Here is a 24,652-nt window from a genome sequence, read left to right as displayed (position 1 = left end):
CCACGATCAGCTGAAGTAAAGCTTAATGCCATCACTGTCGCCTGAGCAGACGGCCGTCAGTGCTTCTTGAATCGATAGAACAGGTCGGGCTCGCTGACGATATACAGGGTGCCCTGGTCATCCATGGCCACACCTTCGGCACGCGGCACGCGATTGTTGAGGCCATTGAAACCGCCAAGCAGGGTCATGAAGCTGACTTGCTCGCCGTTCTCGTCCAGCTCCAGCAACATGTTCGAATCCGCCGACAAGGCCAACAGGTGGCCGGTGCGCGGATCAACGCCCAGCGCCGACAGGTTGCGCAAATCAAGCTGATCGTTGGGCAGCGGCTGCTTGTCGCCGGTCAGCGGGCTGCGGCCATCGGTGTTCCAGGTGAACAGCTTCGGGGGCCGCTCCTCGCCGATCACCAGGCGCTGGCGTACGGGGTCCCAAGCGATCGCCTCGAAACCTTTGTTGTCGTCGGCGGACTTACCCAAGTCATAGCGCTTGAAATCGTCGCGTTTGAGCGAAGTGGTGCTGGCGTCGACCTTGACCAGGGTGAGGTCATGACTGCGCTCATCGACGATTGCGATCTGGCCATCTTCCAGCACCGCCACGCCTTCGGGGTTGTCCCAGCCCAGTAGCGGCATCTTGCGCAGGACGTCGCCATCCAGGCTCAACTCGACCAGGAACGGGTTATTGCCCATGACGGCGAACAGGGTGCGGGTATGCGGGTTGAACGCCAGGTCCGAAGCTTCGTCATCGGCCATGCCAGGCAACACTTTGGCATCGATATCGGCAATGTAGTCGGGCAGCCAGACACTTTCACTGCGCTCGGCAGTGCTTTCGAAGCGCTCTTTGATCCACAGTTGGCCGCGATCGTCCCAGTGCATGGCAACTGACAAGCCATAGCCGATGACCGCCACCACGCCCAGCACGAAAGGCCAACGCAGGAACAGGCGACGCTTGCGCGGTGGAGGAAGTGAAGCGCTGGAGGGCGTTGCCATAGAGGTAGTGATCCTGGGGATGCCGCGTTTTTCCTAACGCCGGCGAATGGACGAAATTGCGTGCATTATCCGGATTGTTTGTGAAAAAAACGCTAATTGCTGCCAGGACAGGTGGCTCAGTCATGGCCTCTTCGCGGGCAAGCCCGCTCTCACAGGTTTGTGCAGCGCTGCAAGGTGCTGTGAGGCGGTTTTACCCGTGAAGAAGGTGCGGCGGTATCAGATCAGAGCACCCGGCTCTCGAAGCGGACCACACCCGGCAGTTCCAGCACCAACTCATCACCGACATTGAACGGCCCGACACCCGCTGGAGTACCGGTCAAAATCACATCCCCCGGCTGCAGCGAGAAATGCGAGGCAATGTGCTGGATGATCGGCACGATCGGATTGAGCATCAGCGCGCTGTTGCCATCCTGGCGCACTTCGCCGTTGATGGTCAGGCGCACCGGAATGTCCTTGAGGTCTTCAAAGGTGCCGGCAGAAACGAATGGCGGCAGCACGCAGGCGCCGTCGAAGCTCTTGGCCAGTTCCCACGGCAGGCCCTTCTCCTTGAGTTTGGCCTGCAGGTCGCGCAGGGTCAGGTCCAGCGCCGGGGCGAAACCGGAGATGGCATCGAGCACCTCTTCTTCCGAAGGATGGGCTGACAGCGGCTTGCCCAGCAGCACGGCGATTTCCGCTTCATAGTGCACCGAGCCACGCTCAGTCGGGATCTTGAAGCCACCTTCCAGCGGCACCACGCAACTGCCCGGCTTGATGAACAGCAGCGGCTCGGTCGGAATGGGGTTGTCCAGTTCCTTGGCATGTTCGGCGTAGTTGCGCCCGATGCACACCACTTTGCCCAGCGGGAAGTGAATGCGCGTGCCGTCTACGTACTGGTGCTGGTAACTCATGGCCGACTCCTTCTGCTTACTGCTTTTATTCAGGAGCGAAGATCTTACCCGGATTCATGATGCCGTTAGGGTCGAAAACGGCCTTTATGGCTTTCATGCAGGCGATTTCATGCGCTGAGCGGCTATAGCCCAGGTAGTCGCGCTTGGTCATGCCCACGCCATGCTCGGCGGAAATCGAGCCGTTATAGCGCTCGACGATCTCGAATACCCACTTGTTGACCTTGGCGCAGGAGGCAAAGAAGTCGTCCTTGCTCATGTCGTCGGGCTTGAGGATGTTCAGGTGCAGGTTGCCATCGCCGATATGGCCGTACCAGACCACTTCGTAATCGGGGTAGTGCTGGCCGACGATCGCATCGATTTCGCGCAGAAACGCCGGCACCTTGGAGACGGTGACGGAGATGTCATTTTTGTACGGGGTCCAGTGGGAGATGGTCTCGGAAATGTACTCACGCAGCTTCCACAGGTTTTTCAGCTGGGTTTCGCTTTGGCTCATCACCCCGTCCAGCACCCAACCTTGCTCGACGCAATGCTCGAAGGTGGCCAAGGCGTCGTTGGCTACATCTTCAGTGAGGGCCTCGAACTCCAGCAGCGCATAGAACGGGCAATCAGTAGCGAACGGCGGCGGTACATCGCCACGACCCATGACTTTGGCCAGGGCCTTGTCGGAGAAGAACTCGAAAGCGGTCAGGTCAAGGCGACCCTGGAAGGCATGCAGCACCGGCATGATCGAGTCGAAGTCCGGCGTGCCCAGCACCATCGCGGTGAGGTTGCGCGGCGCGCGGTCAAGACGCATGGTCGCTTCAACCACAAAGCCCAATGTGCCCTCGGCACCAATGAACAGCTGACGCAGGTCGTAGCCCGTGGCGTTCTTGATCAGGTCTTTGTTCAGCTCCAGCAACTCGCCCTTGCCGGTAACCACTTTCAGCCCAGCGACCCAGTTGCGGGTCATGCCATAGCGAATCACCTTGATTCCGCCGGCATTGGTGCCGATGTTGCCGCCAATCTGGCTGGATCCCGATGAGGCGAAATCTACTGGGTAATAAAGGCCGTTATCTTCGGCAAACTGTTGCAGCTGACGGGTCACCACACCGGGTTGGCAAACCACCGTGCGGTCGAATTCATTGAAAGCCAGAATCTGGTTCATGTAATCGAACGCAACGACCACTTCACCATTGGCCGCCACCGCACCTGCCGAGAGCCCCGTTCGTCCGCCAGAGGGCACCAGTGCTACCTTGTGCTTATTGGCCCAGGCGACGATAGCCTGCACCTGTTCGGTGGTCTTGGGCAGCACAATGGCGCTGGGCGCGGGAGGGTAATGCTTGGTCCAGTCCTTGCCGTAAGCCTCGAGCGAAGCGGGATCGGTAAGGACCTTGCCAGGGTCGACCAGGGTCATCAGCTCATCAATTACCGCAGGGTGGGTCATCGCTGGAACTCTCGACTTATTCATAGTCACCCTGAGCACTCTTCACCTGTCGGTATGGGCTCAGATTGTGTCGCGTATGCTAGCATAGCCCTCCCGCTGTTCGTGCTAAGGCCGACGCCGCGCCGCTTTACCCCCTCGCCATTTTTTCTCCGGGATACAGGTTTACGCAGATGAGCAAGACTTCTCTCGACAAGAGCAAGATCCGGTTCCTTCTTCTTGAAGGTGTGCACCAGAACGCGGTCGATACCCTCAAGGCTGCCGGCTACACCAACATCGAGTACCTCACGGGTTCCTTGCCAGAAGCAGAGCTCAAGGAAAAGATCGCCGACGCCCACTTCATCGGCATCCGCTCGCGCACCCAGCTGACTGACGAGATCTTCGACTGCGCGAAGAAACTGGTCGCGGTCGGCTGCTTCTGCATCGGCACCAACCAGGTCGACCTGGAAGCGGCCCGCGAGCGCGGTATTGCCGTGTTCAACGCCCCTTACTCGAACACCCGCTCGGTGGCCGAGCTGGTGCTGGCCGAGGCCATCCTGCTGCTGCGCGGCATCCCTGAGAAGAACGCCTCGTGCCACCGTGGCGGCTGGATCAAGAGCGCGGCCAACTCGTTCGAAATCCGCGGCAAGAAGCTGGGCATCGTCGGCTACGGCTCGATCGGCACGCAACTGTCGGTCCTGGCCGAGAGCCTGGGCATGCAGGTGTACTTCTTCGACCCACTGACCAAGCTGCCACTGGGTAACGCCACTCAGGTCGCCAGCCTGACCGAGCTGCTGGGCCTGGCCGACATCGTCTCGCTGCACGTGCCTGAGCTGCCATCCACCCAGTGGATGATCGGCGAGAAGGAAATCCGCGCGATGAAGAAGGGCGCGATCCTGATCAACGCCGCCCGTGGCACCGTGGTCGAGCTGGACCACCTGGCCGCCGCGATCAAGGACAAGCACCTGATCGGCGCTGCCATCGACGTATTCCCGGTCGAGCCGCGCTCCAACGACGAAGAGTTCGAAAGCCCGCTGCGCGGCCTGGACAACGTGATCCTGACCCCGCACATCGGTGGCTCCACCGCCGAAGCACAGGCCAACATTGGCCTGGAAGTGGCCGAGAAGCTGGTCAAGTACAGCGACAACGGTACTTCCGTGTCGTCGGTCAACTTCCCGGAAGTTGCCCTGCCGGCTCACCCAGGCAAGCACCGCCTGCTGCACATCCACCAAAACATCCCGGGTGTGCTCAGCGAGATCAACAAAGTGTTCGCCGAGAACGGTATCAACATCTCCGGTCAGTTCCTGCAGACCAACGAGAAAGTGGGTTACGTGGTCATCGACGTAGATGCCGAGTACTCGGACCTGGCCCAAGAGAAACTGCAGCACGTCAACGGCACTATTCGCTCGCGCGTATTGTTCTAAGTTCTCTGGCTGGATGAAAAAGGGAGGCCCTGGTGGCCTCCCTTTTTTCGTTGGGTCAGTTGCGGCGCAGGGACTGGCGTGGGAGCGGGCTGGCCCCGCGATGAGGCGTTAACTACCCCAGCCAATCCTGCTAAATGTTCATTACTTGACCGTAACAGTGATCTTCTGCGACTCAACGCCCGGTTTGAACGGCACGTGATACTGGTCACCCAGCACCAGCTGCAGGGTGTGCTTGCCCGGCGTCAGGGTGATGGTGGCTTCTGTCTGCGCCTTGCCGAAGTGCAGCACCTGCGGCCCAGCCGGCAGCGGCGCGTTATTCTCTGGCATCAGGCTAGTCGGCAGCGGCATGTCCTTGACCGGCTCTTTGTCGACATCCACCAGCAAGTGGTGATGGCCGCTGTGCGGGGTCTGGTCGCCCGCAGGTTTAAGCTCCATGCCCTCGATACCGAATTTGACGGTGAAGGTCTTGTCGACCGTAGCGCCATCGGCGGGGGAAACGATGAAGACCTTGGCGCCCGTCGGCGGCTCCTGGCTCTTGAGGGCATCCGCGGCACTGGCAAACAGCGACGCCCCCATCAGCAGACCGGCAACCGCAGCACGCGAAAATAGGCTGTTCATTCACTTCTCCTGTGATTCACTTCAATAACCGCTACCGATAAACGAAAGGCAGCGGAAGTTCAACATAGACCAATTGTGGCCAAAGGTGTCTAAAACCCACGTTATAAAAAAATCAGGGCAGACTAAAACATTAATCGGGACACAAGGTCATAGCCTGCGTTCGACCGAGGCAAGACAGAAAGCCGCGGCGAATGAAATTCACCTGCCGAACCAGAAGGGGCTCTCATGCGTTTGACCATTGGCGTACTGCTGGCAGTACTGATCACTCCGTTGGCTCAGGCCGAGCTGATAGACGAAATCAACGACCGGGGCGAACTGCGCATTGCCGTACAAGCCGACACACCGCCCTATGCGTTCAAGGACGCAGAGCACCTGACCGGGTTCGATATCGAATTGGGCCAGGCACTGGCCAAGGAGCTGGACCTGCGCGCCGAGTTCATCGAGGCGCCGGCCGAAGAGGTGTTGCCGGGTGTGGAAAGCGGCAAGTTCGATATTGCCTTGAATCAGATGAGTGTCGAGCAGAAGGTCGAAGGAGCCCTGGATGTCAGCCAATCGTTTGGCAAAGCCAAGCGGGTTATTCCATTCCAGAAAGACAACCCGGCGTTCGAGAGCTCAGTGAACAACGCATTGCAGCGGATCAAGGATGACGGCCGCTTGGCGGCGCTGGAGAAAAAATGGCTTGAGGGTGGCGAGCAAGCTACGGCAGGTCAGTGACGCCCTCATCGCGGGGCAAGCCCGCTCCCACGAGCTCCCGACAGGCAGCGTGGGAGCGGCGTCGTGGGAGCGGGCTTGCCCCGCGATGAGGCCGGCACCTTCAGCGCATTAATGCCTGAACAGCCTGCTCTGCCTGATCCAGTTCCAGCTCACTGAACACCAACACCCCCTCGCGCCGCAGCAGCGCGGTGGTCACCCCTTCGCCCGGCACCTTCACCCCACTGAAGCTGCCATCGTAGGTCAAGCGGTTACCGCACGAAGGGCTGCCAGACTTGAGCACCGCCACCCGGATGCCATGCCGTCGAACCACCGCCAGGGCCAGCTGAGCACCCGCCAGAAACGCCTCGCTGACATCCTCACCCGACACCGCGATCACTCGCGCCTGACCGGCAAGTACCTGCGCGCCCTGCCCGCCCGGAATCTCCGCCGGCGGACGCGGGGTTGGCAGCCCACCGGCCACCTCTGGACACAACGGCACTACCCGGCCCTCGGCCTGCCAGCGTTGCAGCAAATCCGGATGGCCGCTGGCGCGCCCGTCATAGCGAACCGGCTGGCCGAGCAGGCAGGCGCTGACCAGCACCTTGGCGCACTCAGAACGGCTCATTGCCACGCCGCCGGAACCAGCCGGTCAAGGACAGTCGATCTCGCCTGGCTGCCAATACTTCGTGGGGGATATCCCCGGAAAGGAACACCACCAGGGTGCCCGCCGTAGGCTGCACATCGCGTACGACCTCATCGGCAAGGAACATGCGCAGCTCGCCACCATCGCCGGGCTGCCAGTTTTCATTGAGGTAAAACACCGCCGAGACCGCCCGTCGATCGTCATCACGGAAGCGATCCAGGTGCCGGCGGTAGAAGGCCCCTGGTGGATACAGGGCGAAGTGGCACTCGTAGTCCTCAAGACCGATGAACAACCCCTGGTTGATCGCCAGGCGCAGCTCATCCATGGCATCGAGGTACTGATCGCAGTCGTCAGACTCGCCAGGGTCGAGCCATAGGATGTGATCGCCACGGATCGCCTCGCGAACCTCTTGGGCAGCGCCGCGCCCAACCCCGGCAGGGTTGAGTTCGCCTTCGGCAGCGCGGCGTCGGCATTCGGTCGCCAGTGCGCGAACCAGGTCGGCAGGCAGAAAGTTGGCCTGCTCAGACCAGCCACGGGTGGCCAGGTCATCGACAACAGCCGACAGCATGGGAGATTCGAGAGTATTGTGCATGGCGCATCATATCCATTCGCCCTGCCCCCCTCCAGCGCCACTTGGCTGACGTTCGTCATTGCGTCTCGACAAACTCACGCCACGCCACGGACAATAGCGCACTGCCGACAGGAGTCCTGAATGCGCCGTTTGTTTTCCCTGCTCTTGCTGATGATCTGCACCATGCCTGTCTGGGCAGACACTCTCGATCAGCTGTACAAGGCCGCCGGCTGGCCCGACCAGCGCGCCCATTTCACCGATGCCGTGAGCGCCGCCCAACAGCGCTACCGCAATAGTCTGCCGCCTGCGGTTTACCAGGCGTTGGTGAGCAACAGCAACCAACGCTTCCAAGCCCAGGCCATGGACCAACGGGCCCAGGCCCAGCTGCGCAGCAACCTGAGCAATCCGGCGCCCGCCCTGGCCTTCTTCCAGTCGCCGCTGGGGCGCAAGGTGGTGGCCGCCGAGCTGCTGGCCACGCGCAAGGACCAGTTGGCGAAAAACGCCAAGGGCCTGCCGAAGATCCAGGCCAGTGACACCCGTCAGTTGATCATCGGCCACCTGGCCCAGGCCCTGCCGGCCCGCGAAGCCGGCGCTGAAGTCAGCCTGGCGATTGCCGGGGTCGCCGCCGACAGCCTGAGCTCGATGATTCCCGGCCTGTTTGGCGCAGGACAAGCCCAGGGCCTGCTCGACGGCCAGCGCCAGCGGCTGATGAACCAGATTGGCGAAGATCTCAACAACACCCTGCTGTACGTGTACCGCGACCTGAGCGATGCCGAGCTGGAACAGTTCTCGACCTTCGCCGAATCGGCAGAGGGCCAGGCCTACTACAAGGCCGCGCTGGCCGCAGTACGCGCAGGCCTGGCGGTCGGCCAGAGCGCCAACGACCTCAAGTGATCAGCCAAGGCGCTGATCGATGAAATCGAAATAGCGCTGACGAATGGCCGGCAGCTCGTTGGCCAGATGATGCCGCGCCTCAGGCAGCATCAGGATTTGCGGCTCAGCGAACTTGGCCTTGAGCACCTTGAGGTTGTAGGGCCAGTCGACCGTACCATCGGCCTCCCCTTGCACGATCAACGGCCGCCGCGCACTGCGCGGTGCGGCCTCGATGCGTTTGACCCAAGCCATCAGCGCCCCGACCCAGGCCGTCGGCAGACGGCGCGGCTGCAGCGGGTCGGCTTGCAGAAATGGCAGGAATGCCGGGTCGTTGCTGTTCTCGCTGAAACGCCGCTCGATGCCGTTGACGAAGTGGCGCAGCACCCGATAACTGAGCTTCGACCAGCGCCAGGACTGTGGCCGTACCAGCGGCGCCAGCAGGATGACCTGGCCGTCCACCGGGCTGCGCTCGCCGCTGTAGAGCAAATGATCGACCGCAATCGCGCCGCCGGTACTCTGCCCGCACAGGTGCCAAGGGCGCGGCAGATCAAGGCCACGCGCTTGCTCGAACAAGGCGTCCAAGGTCTGCTGGTAGAGGGCAAAATCAGTGATGCTGGCCCGCTCGCCGCTCGATAGCCCGTGCCCTGGCAGGTCGCAACTGATCACCGCGTAGCCCTGGCCCAGTGCCCATTCGATCACGTGGCGATACAGCCCCATATGGTCGTAGTAGCCGTGCAGCAACAGCAGCGTGGCCACCGGTTGCAGCGGCAGCCAGACCTGCCCGACCAGTTCGAAGCCACCGGCCTTGAAGCCCCCCAACCAGCTCTGCGCCGGCAGGTCCAGGCCATAGAAGCGCTGATACTCCAAAGCCTGCGCCGATAACGGATGGCGCTCGGTCAAGGGGGCCAGACTGGCACGCAGCAGGTCGGGATGCAGTGAAGCGGGCATGGGGTAAATCCACAGCGATATTGACCTGTGATATTCAGCTTATGCTCGCGACATGGCAAGCTGAGCGCCCCTTAACAGACACCACCGCTCCTACAGGGTTCTGCGGCGGCCATTGGTCTACGGACAACCCATGCCGACACGATCCATCAAGATGCTGCTGGGCACGCTCATGGCAGTACTCTGCGCCGCCGTTGTCTGGTGGGCCTACGACAGCTTCCAATCCCGCTACCTACGTCCCTTCGACAATCAAACCACCCTGTTCGACGGCAGCTCGCTGCGCCTGCCCGCCGAGCTCGCCGGACCTGGGCCGATTCGCGTGGTGCACTTCTGGGATCCGGCCTGCCCGTGCAACGTCGGCAACCAGCAGCACCTGAGCGAACTGATCGAGCATTTCACACCGCTGGGGGTCAATTTTCATCTCGTGCAAAGGCCAGCCAGCCAGGGTCAGCTGCCCGCCGACCTTGCTCGTCTGCAGTTGATTGCCAACCTCCCCGGCAGCGAGCAACTACCCGCCAGCCCTGCCGTAGCCATCTGGGACCGTCAAGGGCGGCTGGCCTATTTCGGCCCTTACAGCGAAGGGGCGGTGTGCAATTCCAGTAACAGCTTCATCGATCCGATCCTCAAGGCGCTGCTGGAAGGCCGCCAAGTACAGGCCTCCAACACCTTGGCCATAGGGTGTTATTGCCCCTGGCAAATAGCCCGGACGCAATAAATATGTACCGCATTAGCGGCTCAGCGCGCACCTAGCTTAGGAACCTCCAAAACGAGGAGAACTGTATGGCTAGCCAACGCTTCAGCAATCTGTCCCCCGCTAATGCAAACCAGGATCGCTCTCGGGCAAATCAAAGCGAACGACAGCAGTCTCGGATCAACCGGCAGCTTGAACAGAGCGAACAAAAGCTCAATCAACTGCTTGTCACTCAGCAGCAATACCAACTGGCCCGCTCAAGCGTGGAAGATCTGCTCAGTACCCTCGACCGCCCATCTCAGCTTGCTCGCGAACTCGAGCAGCAAACCTCCGAGCTGATCAAGGCCCGCACCAGGTTGCGTGAGCTTTCGTTCGAAACGGTATTGCGCGCGCAGTTGCTGCAGAGCGAACCCGCCAGTATCGATTTAGCCCTGCGCCTGCAAAGACGCCCATTGCCGAACGACCGCAGGCAAGAACTCACTGAGCTCAGAGCTCGTATCACCAGCATCCTCGACAATCATCTGCGCACCTGGCCGAACGAGAACGAAGTGGCCGACGCCCTGCAAACAATTGCTGCTCGCGTGATCAATACGGCATTCGACCAGCAGTCATCGCTCGCAACGCAAAGCAGGGTCACCTTCAATGCCTGGACTGCCAGCACCTCCCATGCCTTGGTGCTGGCTACCTCACGTGGCGGCATCGCCCACTTCGAGTCGGTATGGGGGCGCCTCGGTGAGTCGCTGCAAAGCCTTGCCCCGCGCCTTCTAGAGCAAGCGCTAGATACCAATGACAGGCAGGCAAGCTTGATGCGCTACTCGGCGCGGTTGGGCGATGGTGGGCGCATGGGCGTCAGCGTACCGCTGTCCTACATGACCCCAGGCACAAACCTTGCCCAACAAGCTAACCAACTGATCGACCAAACCCTGGCTCTGCAGCTGCACATGACGGTTGCAGCAGTTGCCGAACAGACTGAGGTGGCACTGGTAGCTACCGGCAGCACGCGCGATGTGCGTGTACGTCAGGCACTGTGGGACGCTGACCTGGGCGCCTATCGCTTCAACACCGAAGGACCAGGCTTGGCCAGCATTCGGTGGCACCCGACGACACCGCCGTCCAGCCTGCCCACCATCGATCCCGAGACCGGCAACGCCATCGCACCGCCACCAATCGACGAGGAGGTGCAAACCCACTTCCCAGGTAGCATAAGCGTGCCTCGCGAGCCGGAGATTCGCAGCGTGCTGCCAACGAGCGAGGCGCAGGTCGATGACTACGTCATCACCTTCCCTGCCGACTCGGGGCTGGCGCCGATCTATCTGATCCTGCGCAATCAGCTGTAACCACCCTCAGCCCTGCGACCATCACCGCAGGGCTGTACGCCTCACCCGCGCACCCGCGCCGGGTTACCTACGACCGTCGCCCCCGCCGGTACATCACGGGTCACCACGCTGCCAGCTCCGACCACGGCATTGTCGCCAATGGTCACGCCCGGCAGGATGATCGCCCCGCCGCCAATCCAGACATTATTGCCGATGGTCACCGGCCGTCCGCTTTCCAGCCCAGTGCGGCGCACTTCAGGGTCCATAGGGTGATCGGCGGTGTAGATCTGCACGCTGGGGGCAATTTGGCAGTCGTTGCCGATGCGCACCGGCAGGACGTCGAGGATCACGCAGTTGAAGTTCATGAAGGTGTTGGCACCCACACTGATGTTGTAGCCGTAGTCGCAAAAGAACGGCGGGCGGATAACCACCCCTGCGCCGGCATGCGCAAAGTGCTCGACCAACAAAGCATGCCTGCCGTCGTTGAGCAGCTCGGCGCTGTTGTTGTAGCGCTGCATCCAGTGTTTGTTGGCGATCTGCTCGGCCTGTAGCTCAGGGCAGCTGGCGTGATAGAGCTGACCGCTGAGCATTTTCTGTTTTTCGCTTAGGGACATGCTAACTCCTTTCGGGACTATTCTCTGATCGCGAATCCGTCGATGATCGGACCACAGTTTGCCCCCGAATGCACAAGGAGTCCTGATGAAACGCAGCCTGACCGTGTTGGCTATCGTCGTCGCCGTGGCCGCTGGCGCCGGTTACTGGTACGTGCAGGGCAAGCAGCCGCAGCGTACCGGCGAGGTGGTTATCAGCGGCCTGCAAGCGCCGGTCAGCGTGCGCTATGACGCCCGCGGCGTCCCGCATCTGCAGGCGCAGAATGAAACCGACCTGTACCGCGCACTGGGCTACGTGCATGCCCAGGACCGATTGTTCCAGATGGAGATCATGCGCCGCCTGGCGCGGGGTGAACTGGCCGAAGTGCTGGGCAGCAAATTGCTGCCCACCGACACCCTGTTTCGCAGCCTGCGCATTCGCGAGCAGGCTGAACGCATGGTCCAGCGCCAGGACCGTCAAGGCCCGGCCTGGAAGGGCCTGCAAGCCTATCTGGATGGGGTCAACCAATGGCAGGCCAGCCATCCCAAACCCATGGAGTTCGACATCCTTGGTATCCCTGCACGCCCCTTCACCGCCGAAGACACCCTGAGCATCGCCGGCTACCTGGCCTACAGCTTTGCCGCAGCGTTTCGCACCGAGCCTGCCCTGACCTACATTCGCGATCAACTGGGCCCTGAGTACCTGAAGATCTTCGACCTCGAATGGCAGCCCGATGGCGCCCTTGCAACGCCCCTGGCCAGTGCCGATTGGCGCAGCCTGGAACAGTTGGCGCGGCTCAGTCACGACGCGCTGGGCGAGGTAGGCATCCCGCAGTTCGAGGGCAGTAATGCCTGGGCCATATCCGGCAGCCGCACGCGCAGCGGTAGGACGCTGCTGGCGGGCGACCCCCACATCGGTTTCGCCGTGCCAGCGGTGTGGTATGAAGCCGAGCTTTCTGCCCCAGGCTTCAGCTTGTATGGCTATTTCCAGGCGCTCAACCCCTTCGCGCTGCTGGGCCACAATCGCGACTTTGGCTGGAGCCTGACCATGTTCCAGAACGACGACGTCGACCTGATCGCCGAGAAGGTCAACCCAGCCAATGCCGAGCAAGTCATGATCGACGGCCAGTGGCAAACGCTGCTGCAGACCCAGCAGCAGATCGCGGTGAAAGGTGAGGCACCGGTGGATATCACCTTGCGCCGCTCGCCCCACGGCCCGATCGTCAATACCGTGCTGGGCGAAAACGCCGGACCTGCGCCAATCGCCATGTGGTGGGCCTTCCTGGAAACGGAAAACCCGGTGCTTGAAGGCTTCTACCAGCTCAACCGCGCCGATACCCTGGGCAAGATGCGTTTGGCGGCGGTGAAGATCCAGTCACCAGGGCTCAATCTGGTATGGGCCAACGCCGGCGGCGATATCGGTTGGTGGGCGGCAGCGCAACTGCCGATCCGTCCCGATGGGGTCAACCCGGCGTTCATTCTCGACGGCAGCAGCGCACAGGCACAAAAGCTTGGTTTCTATCCCTTCAGCGTCAACCCGCAACAGGAAAACCCAGCCAGCGGCTACATCGTCTCGGCCAACTACCAGCCACCTGCCGCCGTGCCGGTGCCCGGCTACTACAACCTGGCGGATCGCGGCCGCCAACTCGACCGTCACCTGGTCAACCCTGAGGTGAAGTGGGACGTGGAGAATAGCCAGGCACTGCAACTCGATACCGCCAACGATTATGGCCCGCGCACCCTAGCGCCGCTGCTGGCCACCCTGCGCAGCGTTGCCGAGGGCGATCAGGAGAAGGAGCTGGTTGAACAATTGGCAGCCTGGCGCGGCGACTACCCCGTTGACTCGATCACTGCCACGCTGTTCAACCAGTTCCTTTACGAACTGGCGTATGCAGCGTTGCATGACGAGCTGGGCGACAGTTGGTTCCCGGTGCTGATCAGCACCCGCGCCATCGACGCCGCCTTACCGCGCCTGGCCGCCGATGCCGAATCGCCCTGGTGGAATCAGCGCGGCGCCAACCAGCGTACCGACCGCGATGCCATCGTTCGTCAGGCCTGGGGCAAAAGCCTGACGCACTTGCGTGAGACCTTCGGCAAGGACCCGGCCAGCTGGCAGTGGGGCAAGGCCCACACCCTGACGCACGGCCATCCGCTGGGGGTGAAAAAACCGCTGAATCTGTTGTTCAACGTCGGGCCGTTTGCCGCACCGGGCACCCATGAGGTGCCGAACAATTTGTCGGCGAAGATCGGCCCGGCGCCTTGGCCGGTGACTTATGGACCTTCGACACGGCGGGTGGTGGATTTTGCCGATGCGGGGCAGGCGCTGAGCATCAACCCGGTTGGGCAGAGTGGGGTGCCGTTTGATCGGCATTATCGCGATCAGGCCGAGGACTATATCGAGGGGCGTTATCAGAAGGCGCAGATGGGGGTGATTCCGGCGCGCAGTACCCTGAGATTGATACCGGCTGAATGATTGTTGGGGCCGCTTGGCGGCCCCAACATCTTCAGATCACCCCTGCCACTTACCGCCTTCGACAATCACGCTCTCAGGCTTGGTGTCATCAGAAAGCTCTTTACGCACATACTGGTCATACAGCTTGAGCAGGAATTTCTCCTCACCCAACTTGGCCAGCTCGGCATTGACCCAATCGCGCAGCTCGGTGTTGCCCTTCTTCACCGCCGGCGCAATCGGCGCTTCCTCACCCAGCAGCTCCGGCAGCACGCGATAGCCCGGATTCTGCTTGGCCCAGCTGAACAGAATCAGGTTGTCCTGGGCGTAAGCATCGCCACGGCCGTTGGCCAGGGCTTGCAGCGATTCGCTGTTTTTCTCGAACTTGAGCAGTTTCCAGTCCGGATGGTTCTTGGTCAGCCAGATGTCAGCGGTAGTCCCCGTGGTGACGATGATGGTCTTGTCGGCCAGGTCATCGAGCTTCTTCACCGCGCTGCCGTCAGCCACGATGGCCTGCACCGCAACGCGCAGGTTGGGGTTGGTGAAATCCACCGCTTCCTTGCGCTCCGGAGTCACGGTCATGTTGGCCAGGATCAGGTCGACCTTGTCGCTCTGCAAAAACGGAATACGACTGGCCGGCTCGACCGCGACGAATTCCACCTTGTTCTCGTCGCCCAGCAGATCAAGGGCCAGACGCCGGCCGATATCGGTATCAAAGCCCACATAACGCCCGCTTTCATCGACGAAACCGAACGGCGGTTTGTCGGTGAACACACCGACGATCAGCTTGTCGCGGGCCTTGATCACTTCCAGGTAGCTGGTGGCCGGCGCCGGGGTTGCCGCGCCGGGTTTGGCCGGCTCTTCAGCCTTGTTGCAGCCGGCCAGCAGGGCCAGGCTGAACAACGGCGCCAGCAGTTTGGTGAGGTTGGCAGTTTTCATGACAGTTCCTTTTCTAATGTCTTCGGCAGGCTTTCGACGAAGGAGAATTTCTCCAGGAACTGCTGCGCGCGTGCGGTTCGCGGTTGGGTGAAGAAGCTCTCGGGGTCGCTTTGTTCAAGGATCCTGCCGGCCTCCATGAACACGATGCGGTCGGCCACCGCGCGGGCGAAGGCCATTTCATGGGTAACGATGAGCAGGGTCATGCCGTCGCGGGCCAACCCTTGGATAACTTGCAGCACTTCCTTGACCATTTCCGGATCGAGCGCGGCGGTGACTTCATCGAACAGCATCACCTGCGGATTCATGCACAGCGAACGCACGATCGCGATGCGCTGCTGCTGACCGCCGGACAGCTGACGCGGGAAGGCGTCGCGCTTGTCCAGCAAGCCAACCCGCGCCAGCAGTGCTTCAGCCTGGGCCTGGGCTTCACCGCGCTGGCGCTTCTGCACCTTGAGCGGGCCGAGCAGCAGGTTGTCGATCACGCTCATGTGGCCGAACAGGTGATAGCTCTGGAACACCATGCCGACCCGTTGGCGCACCTGGCGCCAGTCGGTGCCCGGTTCAAGCAGTTCTTGGCCTTCCAGGCGCAAGTGGCCGCTGTGGGCCTGTTCCAGGCCATTGAGGCAACGCAGCAAGGTGCTCTTGCCGCAGCCGCTGGGGCCGAGGATTACCACCACTTCGCCGGCGTGAACCTGCAGGTCGACATCTTTGAGTACCTGCTGCTCGGCAAAGTATTTGTTGAAGCCTTGGAATTCGATCAGTGCGTTCATGCGTGGGCCCAGCGACGTTCCAGCGCGCGCGAGGCGGCGGACAGCGGATAGCAGACAAAGAAGAAGAACAGGAACAGCGCGCCATAGATCAGCACCGATTCGTAGGTGCGTTCGATGATCTGCTGGCCGGCCTTGATCACCTCGACCACGCCGATCAGCACCGCCAGCGAGCTGGTCTTGATGATCCGCGTGTAGATGTTGATGGTCGGCGGGGTCATGCGCTTGAGCGCCTGCGGCAGCAGCACGTAGCCATACAGCTGCCAACTGGCCAGGCCAATCGACAGCCCCGCCTCACGCTGGCCACGCGGCAGCGACTGCAACGCACCGCGCACTACCTCCCCCACTTCGCTGGCGCCCCACAGGCCCAGCACCAGCACCGCGCACCAGAAGCTGGGGATGCTGATGGAAAAGAAGATCGGCAGGCCGAAAAACACCAGGTACAACCAGACCAGCACCGGGATCGCCCGGAACAGCTCCAGGTACACCTGCAACAGCAAGTTCAGCAGCCGGTTGCCAACTGTAGCGAGCACGCCATAAAGCACCCCACCCAGGGTCGCGAAGACAATTCCCAGCGCCGAAATAGCCAAGGTTTGCCCTGCCCCTGCCGCCAGTTGCGGCAGCGAGATCAGCAGCAGCTCAGGAGCCGAACTGGCCATGTTGCAGCCTCCTTTCGACATAGCGCAGCAGCAGCGACAGCGGCAGGAACAGCAACACGCAGAGCAGGGTCAGCACGGCCAGCATTTCGTAAGTCTTGTAGTACAGGGCGATGTAGTTCTTGGTGGTGTAGAGAATCTCCGGCACCGCTACCGCCGAGACCACGGTGGTCTCCTTGAGCAGGAAGATGAAGTTGGCGAACAGCGCCGGCAAGCTGAGGATGCCGGCCTGGGGCAGGATCACATGGCGCAGCAGCTGGCCCTCGGACAAACCAATCGAGCGCCCCGACTCCAGCTGTGCGCGCGGCACCGCCTCGACACCCGCCCGCAGGACTTCGGTCAGGTAGGCACCGCCCATGAACGTCATGGTGATGATTGCCGCGGCAAAGCCGGACACCTTCACCCCAAGGGTGGGCAAGGCGAAGTAGATGAAGAACAGCTGGATCAACAGCGGCGTGTTACGCGCCAGTTCCACGTAACCCTTCACCAGGCGCCACAGGTAGGGGGTGCGAAACACCAGGATGGTGGCGTTGATCACGGCCACCAGCAACGAGGTGGCGATAGCGATCAGGCCGACTTGCAAGGTCACGCCAACGGCTTGGAAAAACGCCGGCAAGGTGCTGAGCATGAACGCGGTGTCGAAGGTCATGGCTGGCGCCTCGACACGAGGTTGCAGGGGTACGGCATTGGAGTCATTCCCAGTCGGCGCGAGGGTCACTCGGCGTCGTTGTCGATCAAATCAGGGGGTGCGGGTAAGCACGCTGGGTAGACTCTAAAGGTATAAAAAACTTTCTCTAAATACCCTTATTGCATATTGATATCACTTGATGGGCTAACCAGAAATTTCCTACCTAAGCTTGGGATCTTTCATGGAAAAAGTGCCTCAAACAGGTTTCAAACTGTGACCTGCACGGCCCATCAAACTAACAAGGACGATAACGATGAACAGCCCTTGCACCCCTACTTCGAACGAACAACTTCAGTGGTTGCTGGCTTTGCGCAAGGCCCTTGCTGGACAGCGCTGATTCCTGTTTGTCAGGTTAGGCCCTATCGCGGGGCAAGCCCGCTCCCACGCAGTAATCCAACGTTTAAAACATCGCGTGGGAGCGGGCTTGCCCCGCGATAGCGCCGGCACTGACAACCCAGCACCCCCGGCACAAACAAAAACGCCGACGCAAATGCGTCGGCGTTTTTATACGGGATAACCCAGACGTATCAGAACGCCGGCAGCACCGCACCGCTGTACTTCTTGGCGATGAATTCCTTCACCTCTGGGCTGGTCAGGGCCTTGGCCAGCTTCTGGATGGCGTCGCTGTCCTTGTTGTCAGGACGCGCCACCAGGAAGTTCACGTAAGGCGAGTCGGCACCTTCGATCACCAGGGCGTCCTTGGCTGGGTTCAGGCCAGCTTCCAGGGCGTAGTTGGTGTTGATCATATCCAGGTCGACCTGGTCCAGCACACGCGGCAGCATGGCCGATTCCAGCTCGCGGAACTTCAGCTTCTTCGGGTTCTCGGCGATGTCTTTCGGGGTCGCCAGGGCGTTCTTCGGATCCTTCAAAGTGATCAGGCCAGCCTTCTGCAGCAGCAGCAGGGCACGGCCGCTGTTGCTCCCTTCGTTAGGGATGGCAACGGTGGCGCCTTCCTTGAGCTCGCTCAGGCTCTTGACCTTCTTCGAGTAGCCGCCGAAGGGTTCGACGTGCACGCCGATCACGGTTTCCAGGTGGGTGCCCTTGCCTTCGTTGAAGTTCTGCAGGTAAGGCAGGGTCTGGAAGTAGTTGGCGTCCAGACGCTTCTGGTCGACCTGCACGTTCGGCTGAACGTAGTCGGTGAAGACCTTGATCTGCAGGTCGACGCCTTCTTTGGCCAGGGTCGGCTTGATCAGCTCGAGGATCTCGGCGTGGGGTACCGGCGTTGCGGCAACCACCAGTTTTTCAGCCGCGTGGGCCAGGCCAGTCAGCGACAGGGCAGCAGCCAGGGCCGCAGTCAGCAGGGATTTCTTCATGGTGATCCTTAATCAAGCTGGGCCATCGGCGATGGCAATGTTGGGTGCCCAGCGCAGGCTGCGGTGGGCGTGAGGCGGACAATACCGGGATTTTTTATTCCGGAACAATATCTTTTGCTTAGCTGCTTATTCCAAAAACAAACTGCCATTACCGCATTTGCTTATGAGCGGCTACGCGCCGCTCTAGCGCGCAGGTTGCTCAAGGTTGGCCAAGGCGTTCTCCAGCAGCTGGCGCAGGGCGGCGGCGGTTTCTGGCTCGCGGCTACTGCTCAGTTGTGCCAGCTGGGCGGCGAGGCTGGCCAGCGGCGCGGTGTCGGGCAGATCGAGATGCTCGGGGAGAATTTCCTCGCCGTCGCTGACCAGCAACGCGAAGTGAATGACGTTTTCCAGCTCACGGGTATTGCCCGGCCAGCTGTGAGCTTCCAGCGCCTGTTGCGTTTGCTCGCTGATCAGCGGCAGCGGCCGCTCCAGGCGCACGCTATAGATCCCGACGAAGTACTCGGCCAACGGCAGGATGTCGCCGACCCGCTCACGCAACGCCGGCAACGCCAGTTCGCCTTCGTGCAGGTAATGATACAAGCGCTCATTGAAGCGCCCCGCCCGGACCGCCAGGCCCAGGTCGATGCTGGAGGCGGCGACCAGGCGCACATCCACTGGCTGCGGATGCTGCGCACCGACGCGGGTGACTTCACGGTTTTCCAGGGCGGCGAGCAGCTTGCCCTGGATGGCCAGCGGCAGGTCGGCGATTTCATCCAGATACAGCGTGCCGCCATTGGCCGAGCCAAACCAGCCCGCACGGCTGCTGGCGGTGCCGCCATGGGTACCAGCGCTGTAGCCGAACAACTCGGCATCGGCGTAGGTGTGGCTGATGGCCGCGCAATTGACCGAAACGAACAGGCCGCCACGGTCGCTGGCCCGGTGGATCTGCCGCGCCAGCAGCTCTTTACCGGTACCGGTCTCGCCACGGATCAACACCGGCAACGGCTGTGGCGCCAGGCGCTCAAGGTCTTGGCGCAGCTGCTGCGAACGTGGGTCGACGAACACCAGCGCCTTGGCGCGGATGCTCAGCGGGCTTTTATCCAGTTCCGGGAAGGTCAGCAGGGGCTGGCCGAAAGGGCTGTGAAAAGTCATGACAAACTCCCGCCCGGGGCCGCTACCGGCCGGGCGTCTCAGGCATTGTGTGGATAACCGCCGGATCAGGCGCGGCGCAGTGCGCGTTGCTCGATTCGGCCCTGCAGGCGGTAGAGGTAAGCGAAACCCTGCTCCCAGCGCTCATGGCCGGACTTGACGTTGATATGCCCGGCATTGGCCAGCAGGCCAACCTCGGCACCCCACGACTGGGCCAGGTACAACGCTCGCGGCACGTTGACCGCCGGGTCGTTGTCGGAGCTGACCACTTGGCTGGGGAACGGCAAAGCCTGCATCGGGATCGGCGCGAAATTGCGCAGCGCCGGCGCGCAGGTGGGCCGCTCGACATCAGCCGGGGCCACCAGCAAGGCACCGCGTACTTTGCGCAACAAGGCTGGGCTGGCCTGCGCCGCCCAATGGGCAACCGTGATGCAACCCAGGCTATGGGCGATGAGAATCACCGGCGAGCTGTCGGCGCTGATCGCCTGCTCAAGCGCCTGCACCCAATCGCTGCGCAGCGGCGTCAACCAATCGTGCTGCTCGACCCTGGCGCTGTTGGGCAGGCTGCGTTGCCAGTGACTCTGCCAATGATTGTCTGGCGATCCTTGCCAGCCCGGCACAATCAGGTACCGAATCGACTCATTGCGCATGGGGGACGCCTCCTGGAAGTTTGCGTGCTTGCAGACAAGTATAGGGAGGGAGTTATATTCGTAAAGGAATAAGAAGCTATTTATTTATAACCTATATTACGATTCATACAATGCGTGGGAGCGGGCTTGCCCCGCGATAGCGAGATCAACTTCACCATCGCTATCGCGGGGCAAGCCCGCTCCCACGCATTTCTCGACACTAAAAAAAGGGCCATCCCCTGCCAAGAGATATGGCCCTGAAGCACTTGCCTGAAGAAGGTTTGCCAATCAGCGCGCGGTAATCACCGCCAGCTTGGTAATGCCAGCACGCTCGATGGCCGCCATGGCCCGCGCCACCTCGCCATAGTTAACGCCATCGTCAGCCTGCAACTGCACACGCAGCTCGGCGTCCTTGGCCTTGGCATCCTTGAGGTTGGCTTCCAGCAGGTCGGGCTGGATTTCATCCTTGTTGATGAACAATTTGCCGCCGCCATCGATGCTCACCACCAACGGATCCTTCTGCTCCACCGGGGCTACGGCCTCGGTCTTGGGCAGGTTGATCGGAATGGCGTTGGTCAGCAGTGGCGCGGTGACGATGAACACCACCAACAGCACCAGCATGACGTCGACCAGTGGCGTAACGTTGATTTCACTGAGGACTTCGTCGCTGTCCTGGGTCGAGAAGGCCATATCAGGACGCCTCCTTCACAGGCTGGGTGAAACCGGTCTGGGCCTTGTGCACGGCAGGGTGGACCAGCACGCGGAAGGCACTCTTCTGCGCCAGGCTGTAGAAGTCGTGGGCAAAATCATCGAGGTCGGCGGCGGTCAGCTTGAGCCGGCGCAGGAAGTAGTTGTAGACCAGCACCGCAGGCACGGCGACGGCGATACCGACACCCGTGGCAACCAACGCCGCACCGATCGGACCGGCCACGGTTTCCAGGCTGGCCGAGCCTGCCGCACTGATGCCTTTAAGCGCTTCCATGATCCCCCACACCGTGCCGAACAGGCCGATGAACGGTGAGGTGCTGCCGATACTGGCTACCACTGCCAAGCCGGTTTCCAGCGAGCGGCGCTCGCGCACGATCTGTTGGCGCAGGGCACGTTCGAGGCGGTCCTGATGGTTGATCGACTGGCTCAGGTCGCTGGCATGGCCTGGCTCACCCACCGCGATAGCGGCGTAACCGGACTGAGCGACACGGGCAGCAGGGCCGGGCAGTTCATGGCTGATTTCAGCAGCTGAATCGAGGCTTGAGGCGGCCCAGAATTGCTGATGGAAGCGTTTGTCCTGGTTCTTCAAGCGCACGAACTGCACCACCTTGACCAAGGCCAGGCCCCAGGTGACGACAGAGAAGCCAACCAGCAGCCAGATGACTGCGCTTTCTACGGATTCGAGAGGGGATGCCAACAGGCTCATGATGAGGTCTTCCTATGTTCTGCCAATGTTCTGTTCAGGTGCGTATTAACGAAGCTTGAAATCGATCGGGACACTGACCCAGCCGGACTGGGCCACATCGCCCTGCTTGGCTGGGACGAAGCTCCAGCGCTTGACCGCAGCCAACGCGGCGGCGTCCAGCGCATCGCGGCCGCTGCTCTTCTGGATCTGGATCTGCCCCGGCTTGCCGCTGGCCAGTACCTCGACCCGCAGCAGCACGGTGCCTTCCCAGCCGCGGCGCTGGGCCATCTGCGGATACTCCGGCGCCGGGTTCTTCAGGTAGGCGGCGTTGGCCGATGGCGGCGTGACCGGCGCTGGAGCAGGCGGCGCTACTGGCGCGGGCGCGGCGACGGGGGGCGGCGGCGTTTCGACCGGCTTGGGCTCGGGCTTGGCCACAGGCTTGGGCGCAGGCTTGGGTTTAGGTTTTGGCACTAGCTTGGGTGCCGGCTTGGCTGCCAACTCGTCGACTACCGGCGGCGGTGGCGGCTCGACGATTGGCGGCGCAGGCGCAGGAGGCGGTGGCTCGACCACCGGTGGCGCCGGTGCGGCGAACTCGATGGTCATCGGTGGAATCTGCGGCGGCACCACTGGCAACGGTGGGGTTGGCGACTGGCTGACCCAGTAAGCGGCGGCGCCGTGCAGGGCGACAACCAGCAAGGCCAGGGCCCATTTGTCGCGGCGCTTGAGGCCGCTGACCGGCGTGCGTTGCAGGCGCAGTTGGCCGAGTGGCAGGCGAAGCGTCCGTCCAAGCTCGACCAGGTCGCCCGGGGCCGGACGCCATGGCTGGTCGTAGGCCCTGACGGCCGACTGGACATTACCCATTGATCAAACTCCTGGGGTGTTGATTCAGGTCTTCAGCCCTCCTTGGGTGGGCCTCGTGGCTGAATCATCGACGCCAGACGCTTATCTCTGAAAGTAATGTTTAAAATTAAAGCTAGATCGTTATCGAATAAATGATTTTACTAATTTAGGCAAAGCCACGTCGTTGTTGGGCTGTGGCGAACCTGCGAAAATCCCATGCATTAGCGGCATGTGAAATATTCACGCAAGGCATCCCCGTCTTGCCTGAAACACGCTCCCACGAAGTAGTGGCCCAAAAAAAACCGGGCGTTCGCCCGGTTTTTCAACTCACTCAGATGCTCAAATATCCGCCACCTTCTGCCAAACCTTGGGCCGGAAGAACAACGTCTCCCCGCGCGCCAGTCCGGTCAGGCTGTCGTGATCCTTGACCACCTCGGCCTCGATCAGCTCGCTCTGCCCAGCCACTTTCAAGGTCACCCGAGTGGTCGCGCCCAACGGCCGAATATCACGCACCTCAGCCGCATGATGGCCCTCGGTCTCATGCCGCGACAGCGACACCTCGTGCGGGCGGAACAGCACGTGGTTACCCTCGCTCAACGCCAGACGGTTCGAATCACCGAGGAAGTGATAGACAAAATCGTTGGCCGGCTGCTCATACACCTCACCCGGCGAGCCAATCTGCTCGATTACGCCCTTGTTCATCACCACGATGCGGTCGGCCACTTCCATCGCCTCTTCCTGGTCGTGAGTGACGAACACCGAGGTCAGGTTGATGTCCTCGTGCAGCCGCGCCAACCAGCGACGCAGCTCCTTACGCACCTTGGCATCCAGCGCGCCGAACGGCTCGTCGAGCAGCAGCACCTTGGGCTCGACCGCCAGGGCGCGAGCCAGGGCAATACGCTGGCGCTGGCCGCCGGACAGTTGCTCGGGGTAGCGGTCGGCCAACCAGTCGAGCTGGACCATGTTCAGCAGCTCATGGACCTTCTCGGCGATCTTGCTCTCGCTCGGCCGCTCGCCCTTGGGCTTCATGCGCAGGCCGAAGGCGACGTTGTCGAACACGCTCATGTGGCGGAACAGTGCGTAGTGCTGGAACACGAAACCGACGTTGCGATCACGCACGTCATGCCCAGAAACGTCCTCGCCATGGAACACGATGCTGCCATCATCCGGCGTCTCCAGGCCGGCGATGATCCGCAGCAGGGTGGTCTTGCCGCAGCCGGAGGGGCCGAGCAACGCCACCAGCTCACCGCTGTGGATATCCAGGTTGATGTTGTCCAGAGCCTGGAAGCTGTTGAAGCGCTTGCTGACGTTACGAACTTCGATCGACATGAATTATTCCTCCGCTGCGCTTTGGCGCAGGCGGTTAATACGGTTCTCGCTCCACTGCTTGAGCAGCAGGATGAAGAGCGCCAGGATCAGCAGCAGGCTGGCCACGCTGAAAGCTGCGACGTGGTTGTATTCGTTGTAGAGGATCTCGACGTGCAGCGGCAAGGTGTTGGTCACCCCGCGAATGTGCCCGGAAACCACCGACACCGCACCGAACTCGCCCATCGCTCGCGCAGTACACAGCACCACGCCATAGATCAGGCCCCATTTGATGTTCGGCAAGGTCACGTGCCAGAACATCTGCCAGCCATTGGCACCGAGCAGGCGCGCGGCCTCCTCTTCCTGGGTGCCCTGCTCCTGCATCAGCGGGATCAGCTCACGGGCCACGAACGGCACGGTGACGAAGATGGTCGCCAGGACGATCCCCGGCAGGGCAAAGACGATCTGGATATCGTGATCCTGCAGCCACGGCCCGAACAGGCCCTGGGCGCCGAACATCAGCACGTAGACCAGGCCGGCGATCACCGGCGAGACCGAGAACGGCAGGTCGATCAGCGTCACCAGGATGCTCTTGCCGCGGAAGTTGTACTTGCTCACGCACCACGCGGCGCTGACGCCGAATACCAGGTTCAGCGGCACCGAAATGACCACCGCCAACAAGGTGAGCTTTAGGGCCGACAAGGCATCGGGCTCGAAGATCGCTTCGAAGAACGTGCCAAAGCCATTCTTCAGTGCCTGCGACACGACGATGACCAGCGGCAACAGCAGGAACAACGCAAACACCAACCAGCCAAGGCCGATCAGCACACGCCGCGAAGTGGCGCTGCCACGGCGGGCGGCGTTGGCGGCGGCCGCCGCGCCAATAGTTGAACTAGACATGAGCCGGGCCTC

26 protein-coding genes are annotated in these 24,652 nt (G+C 61.6%); 6 read left to right on the top strand and 20 right to left on the bottom strand.

The genetic code is table 11. From position 1 onward, the window contains the following. Positions 1–56: 56 nt before the first annotated feature. From HU737_RS24015 to HU737_RS24005, 3 genes are all read right to left on the bottom strand, one after another. Positions 57–983 carry an SdiA-regulated domain-containing protein gene (locus HU737_RS24015; RefSeq protein WP_186555895.1) on the bottom strand — a complete coding sequence of 309 codons (927 nt, stop codon included), beginning with the start codon at positions 981–983 and terminating at the stop codon, positions 57–59. A 221-nt stretch (positions 984–1,204) separates the two neighbouring features. Continuing rightward, positions 1,205–1,870: a fumarylacetoacetate hydrolase family protein gene (locus tag HU737_RS24010; RefSeq protein ID WP_186555894.1), complete on the bottom strand. Its 666-nt coding sequence runs from the start codon at positions 1,868–1,870 to the stop codon at positions 1,205–1,207. 25 nt (positions 1,871–1,895) lie between these two features. Further along, complete coding sequence (locus HU737_RS24005) at positions 1,896–3,293, bottom strand: D-2-hydroxyglutarate dehydrogenase (RefSeq protein ID WP_186555893.1); 1,398 nt, start codon at positions 3,291–3,293, stop codon at positions 1,896–1,898. A gap of 170 nt (positions 3,294–3,463) precedes the next feature. On the opposite strand from HU737_RS24005, the gene serA reads away from it, so the two are divergent. After that, positions 3,464–4,693, top strand: a complete 1,230-nt coding sequence (serA, locus tag HU737_RS24000) for a phosphoglycerate dehydrogenase (protein WP_186555892.1) — start codon at positions 3,464–3,466, stop codon at positions 4,691–4,693. 141 nt (positions 4,694–4,834) lie between these two features. Here serA and HU737_RS23995 read toward each other — a convergent pair whose 3' ends face one another. Then, entirely contained in the window at positions 4,835–5,311 is a 477-nt protein-coding gene (locus tag HU737_RS23995) for a DUF4399 domain-containing protein (protein WP_186555891.1), read from the bottom strand. Positions 5,312–5,536: 225 nt separating this feature from the next. Here HU737_RS23995 and HU737_RS23990 point away from each other — a divergent pair, with 225 nt between their 5' ends. Further along, positions 5,537–6,025 (top strand): transporter substrate-binding domain-containing protein, encoded by a 489-nt coding sequence (locus HU737_RS23990; protein ID WP_186555890.1) that lies wholly within the window; start codon positions 5,537–5,539, stop codon positions 6,023–6,025. A gap of 100 nt (positions 6,026–6,125) precedes the next feature. Here the strand turns inward: HU737_RS23990 and HU737_RS23985 are convergent, their stop codons facing one another. Both HU737_RS23985 and HU737_RS23980 read right to left on the bottom strand, forming a co-directional pair. Then, positions 6,126–6,629: a 2-thiouracil desulfurase family protein gene (locus HU737_RS23985; protein WP_186555889.1), complete on the bottom strand. Its 504-nt coding sequence runs from the start codon at positions 6,627–6,629 to the stop codon at positions 6,126–6,128. After that, a complete protein-coding gene (locus tag HU737_RS23980; RefSeq protein WP_186555888.1) occupies positions 6,616–7,239 on the bottom strand; it encodes a 2OG-Fe(II) oxygenase in 624 nt (207 codons plus the stop codon). Before HU737_RS23980 ends, HU737_RS23985 begins: the two co-directional genes overlap by 14 nt. A 120-nt stretch (positions 7,240–7,359) precedes the next feature. Here HU737_RS23980 and HU737_RS23975 point away from each other — a divergent pair, with 120 nt between their 5' ends. Then, a complete protein-coding gene (locus HU737_RS23975; protein ID WP_186555887.1) occupies positions 7,360–8,112 on the top strand; it encodes a DUF2059 domain-containing protein in 753 nt (250 codons plus the stop codon). Here HU737_RS23975 and bipL read toward each other — a convergent pair whose 3' ends face one another. Beyond that, the gene (gene bipL / locus HU737_RS23970; protein WP_186555886.1) at positions 8,113–9,039 is read right to left on the bottom strand and encodes a phospholipase BipL; all 927 of its coding nucleotides are present in this window, start codon (positions 9,037–9,039) and stop codon (positions 8,113–8,115) included. A 130-nt stretch (positions 9,040–9,169) separates the two neighbouring features. Between bipL and HU737_RS23965 the strand changes: the two genes are divergently transcribed. Both HU737_RS23965 and HU737_RS23960 read left to right on the top strand, forming a co-directional pair. Then, the gene (locus HU737_RS23965) at positions 9,170–9,751 is read left to right on the top strand and encodes a DUF6436 domain-containing protein (RefSeq protein ID WP_186555885.1); all 582 of its coding nucleotides are present in this window, start codon (positions 9,170–9,172) and stop codon (positions 9,749–9,751) included. Between the two features lie 65 nt (positions 9,752–9,816). Continuing rightward, positions 9,817–11,064: an S-type pyocin domain-containing protein gene (locus tag HU737_RS23960; protein WP_186555884.1), complete on the top strand. Its 1,248-nt coding sequence runs from the start codon at positions 9,817–9,819 to the stop codon at positions 11,062–11,064. A gap of 41 nt (positions 11,065–11,105) precedes the next feature. Here the strand turns inward: HU737_RS23960 and HU737_RS23955 are convergent, their stop codons facing one another. Next, a complete protein-coding gene (locus tag HU737_RS23955) occupies positions 11,106–11,657 on the bottom strand; it encodes a sugar O-acetyltransferase (protein WP_186555883.1) in 552 nt (183 codons plus the stop codon). An 85-nt stretch (positions 11,658–11,742) separates the two neighbouring features. Between HU737_RS23955 and HU737_RS23950 the strand changes: the two genes are divergently transcribed. Further along, positions 11,743–14,106 carry a penicillin acylase family protein gene (locus tag HU737_RS23950; protein ID WP_186555882.1) on the top strand — a complete coding sequence of 788 codons (2,364 nt, stop codon included), beginning with the start codon at positions 11,743–11,745 and terminating at the stop codon, positions 14,104–14,106. A 36-nt stretch (positions 14,107–14,142) separates the two neighbouring features. On the opposite strand, the gene HU737_RS23945 is transcribed toward HU737_RS23950, so the two are convergent. The 12 genes from HU737_RS23945 to cysW form a co-directional block, all read right to left on the bottom strand. Then, entirely contained in the window at positions 14,143–15,021 is an 879-nt protein-coding gene (locus HU737_RS23945; protein ID WP_186555881.1) for a transporter substrate-binding domain-containing protein, read from the bottom strand. Beyond that, on the bottom strand, positions 15,018–15,791 hold the full coding sequence (locus HU737_RS23940; RefSeq protein ID WP_186555880.1) for an amino acid ABC transporter ATP-binding protein: 774 nt from the start codon (positions 15,789–15,791) through the stop codon (positions 15,018–15,020). Before HU737_RS23940 ends, HU737_RS23945 begins: the two co-directional genes overlap by 4 nt. Then, a complete protein-coding gene (locus tag HU737_RS23935; protein ID WP_186555879.1) occupies positions 15,788–16,447 on the bottom strand; it encodes an amino acid ABC transporter permease in 660 nt (219 codons plus the stop codon). Before HU737_RS23935 ends, HU737_RS23940 begins: the two co-directional genes overlap by 4 nt. Continuing rightward, positions 16,428–17,093: an amino acid ABC transporter permease gene (locus HU737_RS23930; protein ID WP_186555878.1), complete on the bottom strand. Its 666-nt coding sequence runs from the start codon at positions 17,091–17,093 to the stop codon at positions 16,428–16,430. The genes HU737_RS23935 and HU737_RS23930 overlap by 20 nt, the downstream gene beginning before the upstream one ends. A gap of 566 nt (positions 17,094–17,659) precedes the next feature. Continuing rightward, positions 17,660–18,445 carry a MetQ/NlpA family ABC transporter substrate-binding protein gene (locus HU737_RS23925; RefSeq protein ID WP_186555877.1) on the bottom strand — a complete coding sequence of 262 codons (786 nt, stop codon included), beginning with the start codon at positions 18,443–18,445 and terminating at the stop codon, positions 17,660–17,662. 183 nt (positions 18,446–18,628) lie between these two features. Beyond that, positions 18,629–19,576 carry a sigma 54-interacting transcriptional regulator gene (locus HU737_RS23920; RefSeq protein ID WP_186555876.1) on the bottom strand — a complete coding sequence of 316 codons (948 nt, stop codon included), beginning with the start codon at positions 19,574–19,576 and terminating at the stop codon, positions 18,629–18,631. A 65-nt stretch (positions 19,577–19,641) separates the two neighbouring features. Continuing rightward, positions 19,642–20,223, bottom strand: a complete 582-nt coding sequence (locus tag HU737_RS23915) for an alpha/beta hydrolase (RefSeq protein ID WP_186555875.1) — start codon at positions 20,221–20,223, stop codon at positions 19,642–19,644. Between the two features lie 267 nt (positions 20,224–20,490). Next, positions 20,491–20,892, bottom strand: coding sequence for an ExbD/TolR family protein (locus HU737_RS23910; RefSeq protein ID WP_186555874.1), 402 nt, complete (start codon positions 20,890–20,892; stop codon positions 20,491–20,493). Position 20,893: 1 nt separating this feature from the next. Further along, positions 20,894–21,616, bottom strand: coding sequence for a MotA/TolQ/ExbB proton channel family protein (locus HU737_RS23905; RefSeq protein ID WP_186555873.1), 723 nt, complete (start codon positions 21,614–21,616; stop codon positions 20,894–20,896). 45 nt (positions 21,617–21,661) lie between these two features. Continuing rightward, positions 21,662–22,456 carry an energy transducer TonB gene (locus tag HU737_RS23900; protein WP_186555872.1) on the bottom strand — a complete coding sequence of 265 codons (795 nt, stop codon included), beginning with the start codon at positions 22,454–22,456 and terminating at the stop codon, positions 21,662–21,664. Between the two features lie 318 nt (positions 22,457–22,774). Beyond that, on the bottom strand, positions 22,775–23,764 hold the full coding sequence (locus HU737_RS23895; protein WP_186555871.1) for a sulfate/molybdate ABC transporter ATP-binding protein: 990 nt from the start codon (positions 23,762–23,764) through the stop codon (positions 22,775–22,777). Between the two features lie 3 nt (positions 23,765–23,767). Beyond that, positions 23,768–24,640 (bottom strand): sulfate ABC transporter permease subunit CysW, encoded by an 873-nt coding sequence (gene cysW / locus HU737_RS23890; protein ID WP_186555870.1) that lies wholly within the window; start codon positions 24,638–24,640, stop codon positions 23,768–23,770. Between the last annotated feature and the right edge of the window lie 12 nt (positions 24,641–24,652).

Origin of the sequence: Pseudomonas urmiensis, from assembly GCF_014268815.2 — a bacterium.
GTDB lineage: Bacteria > Pseudomonadota > Gammaproteobacteria > Pseudomonadales > Pseudomonadaceae > Aquipseudomonas > Aquipseudomonas urmiensis.
This window is presented reverse-complemented; position numbering and strand designations above follow the sequence as displayed.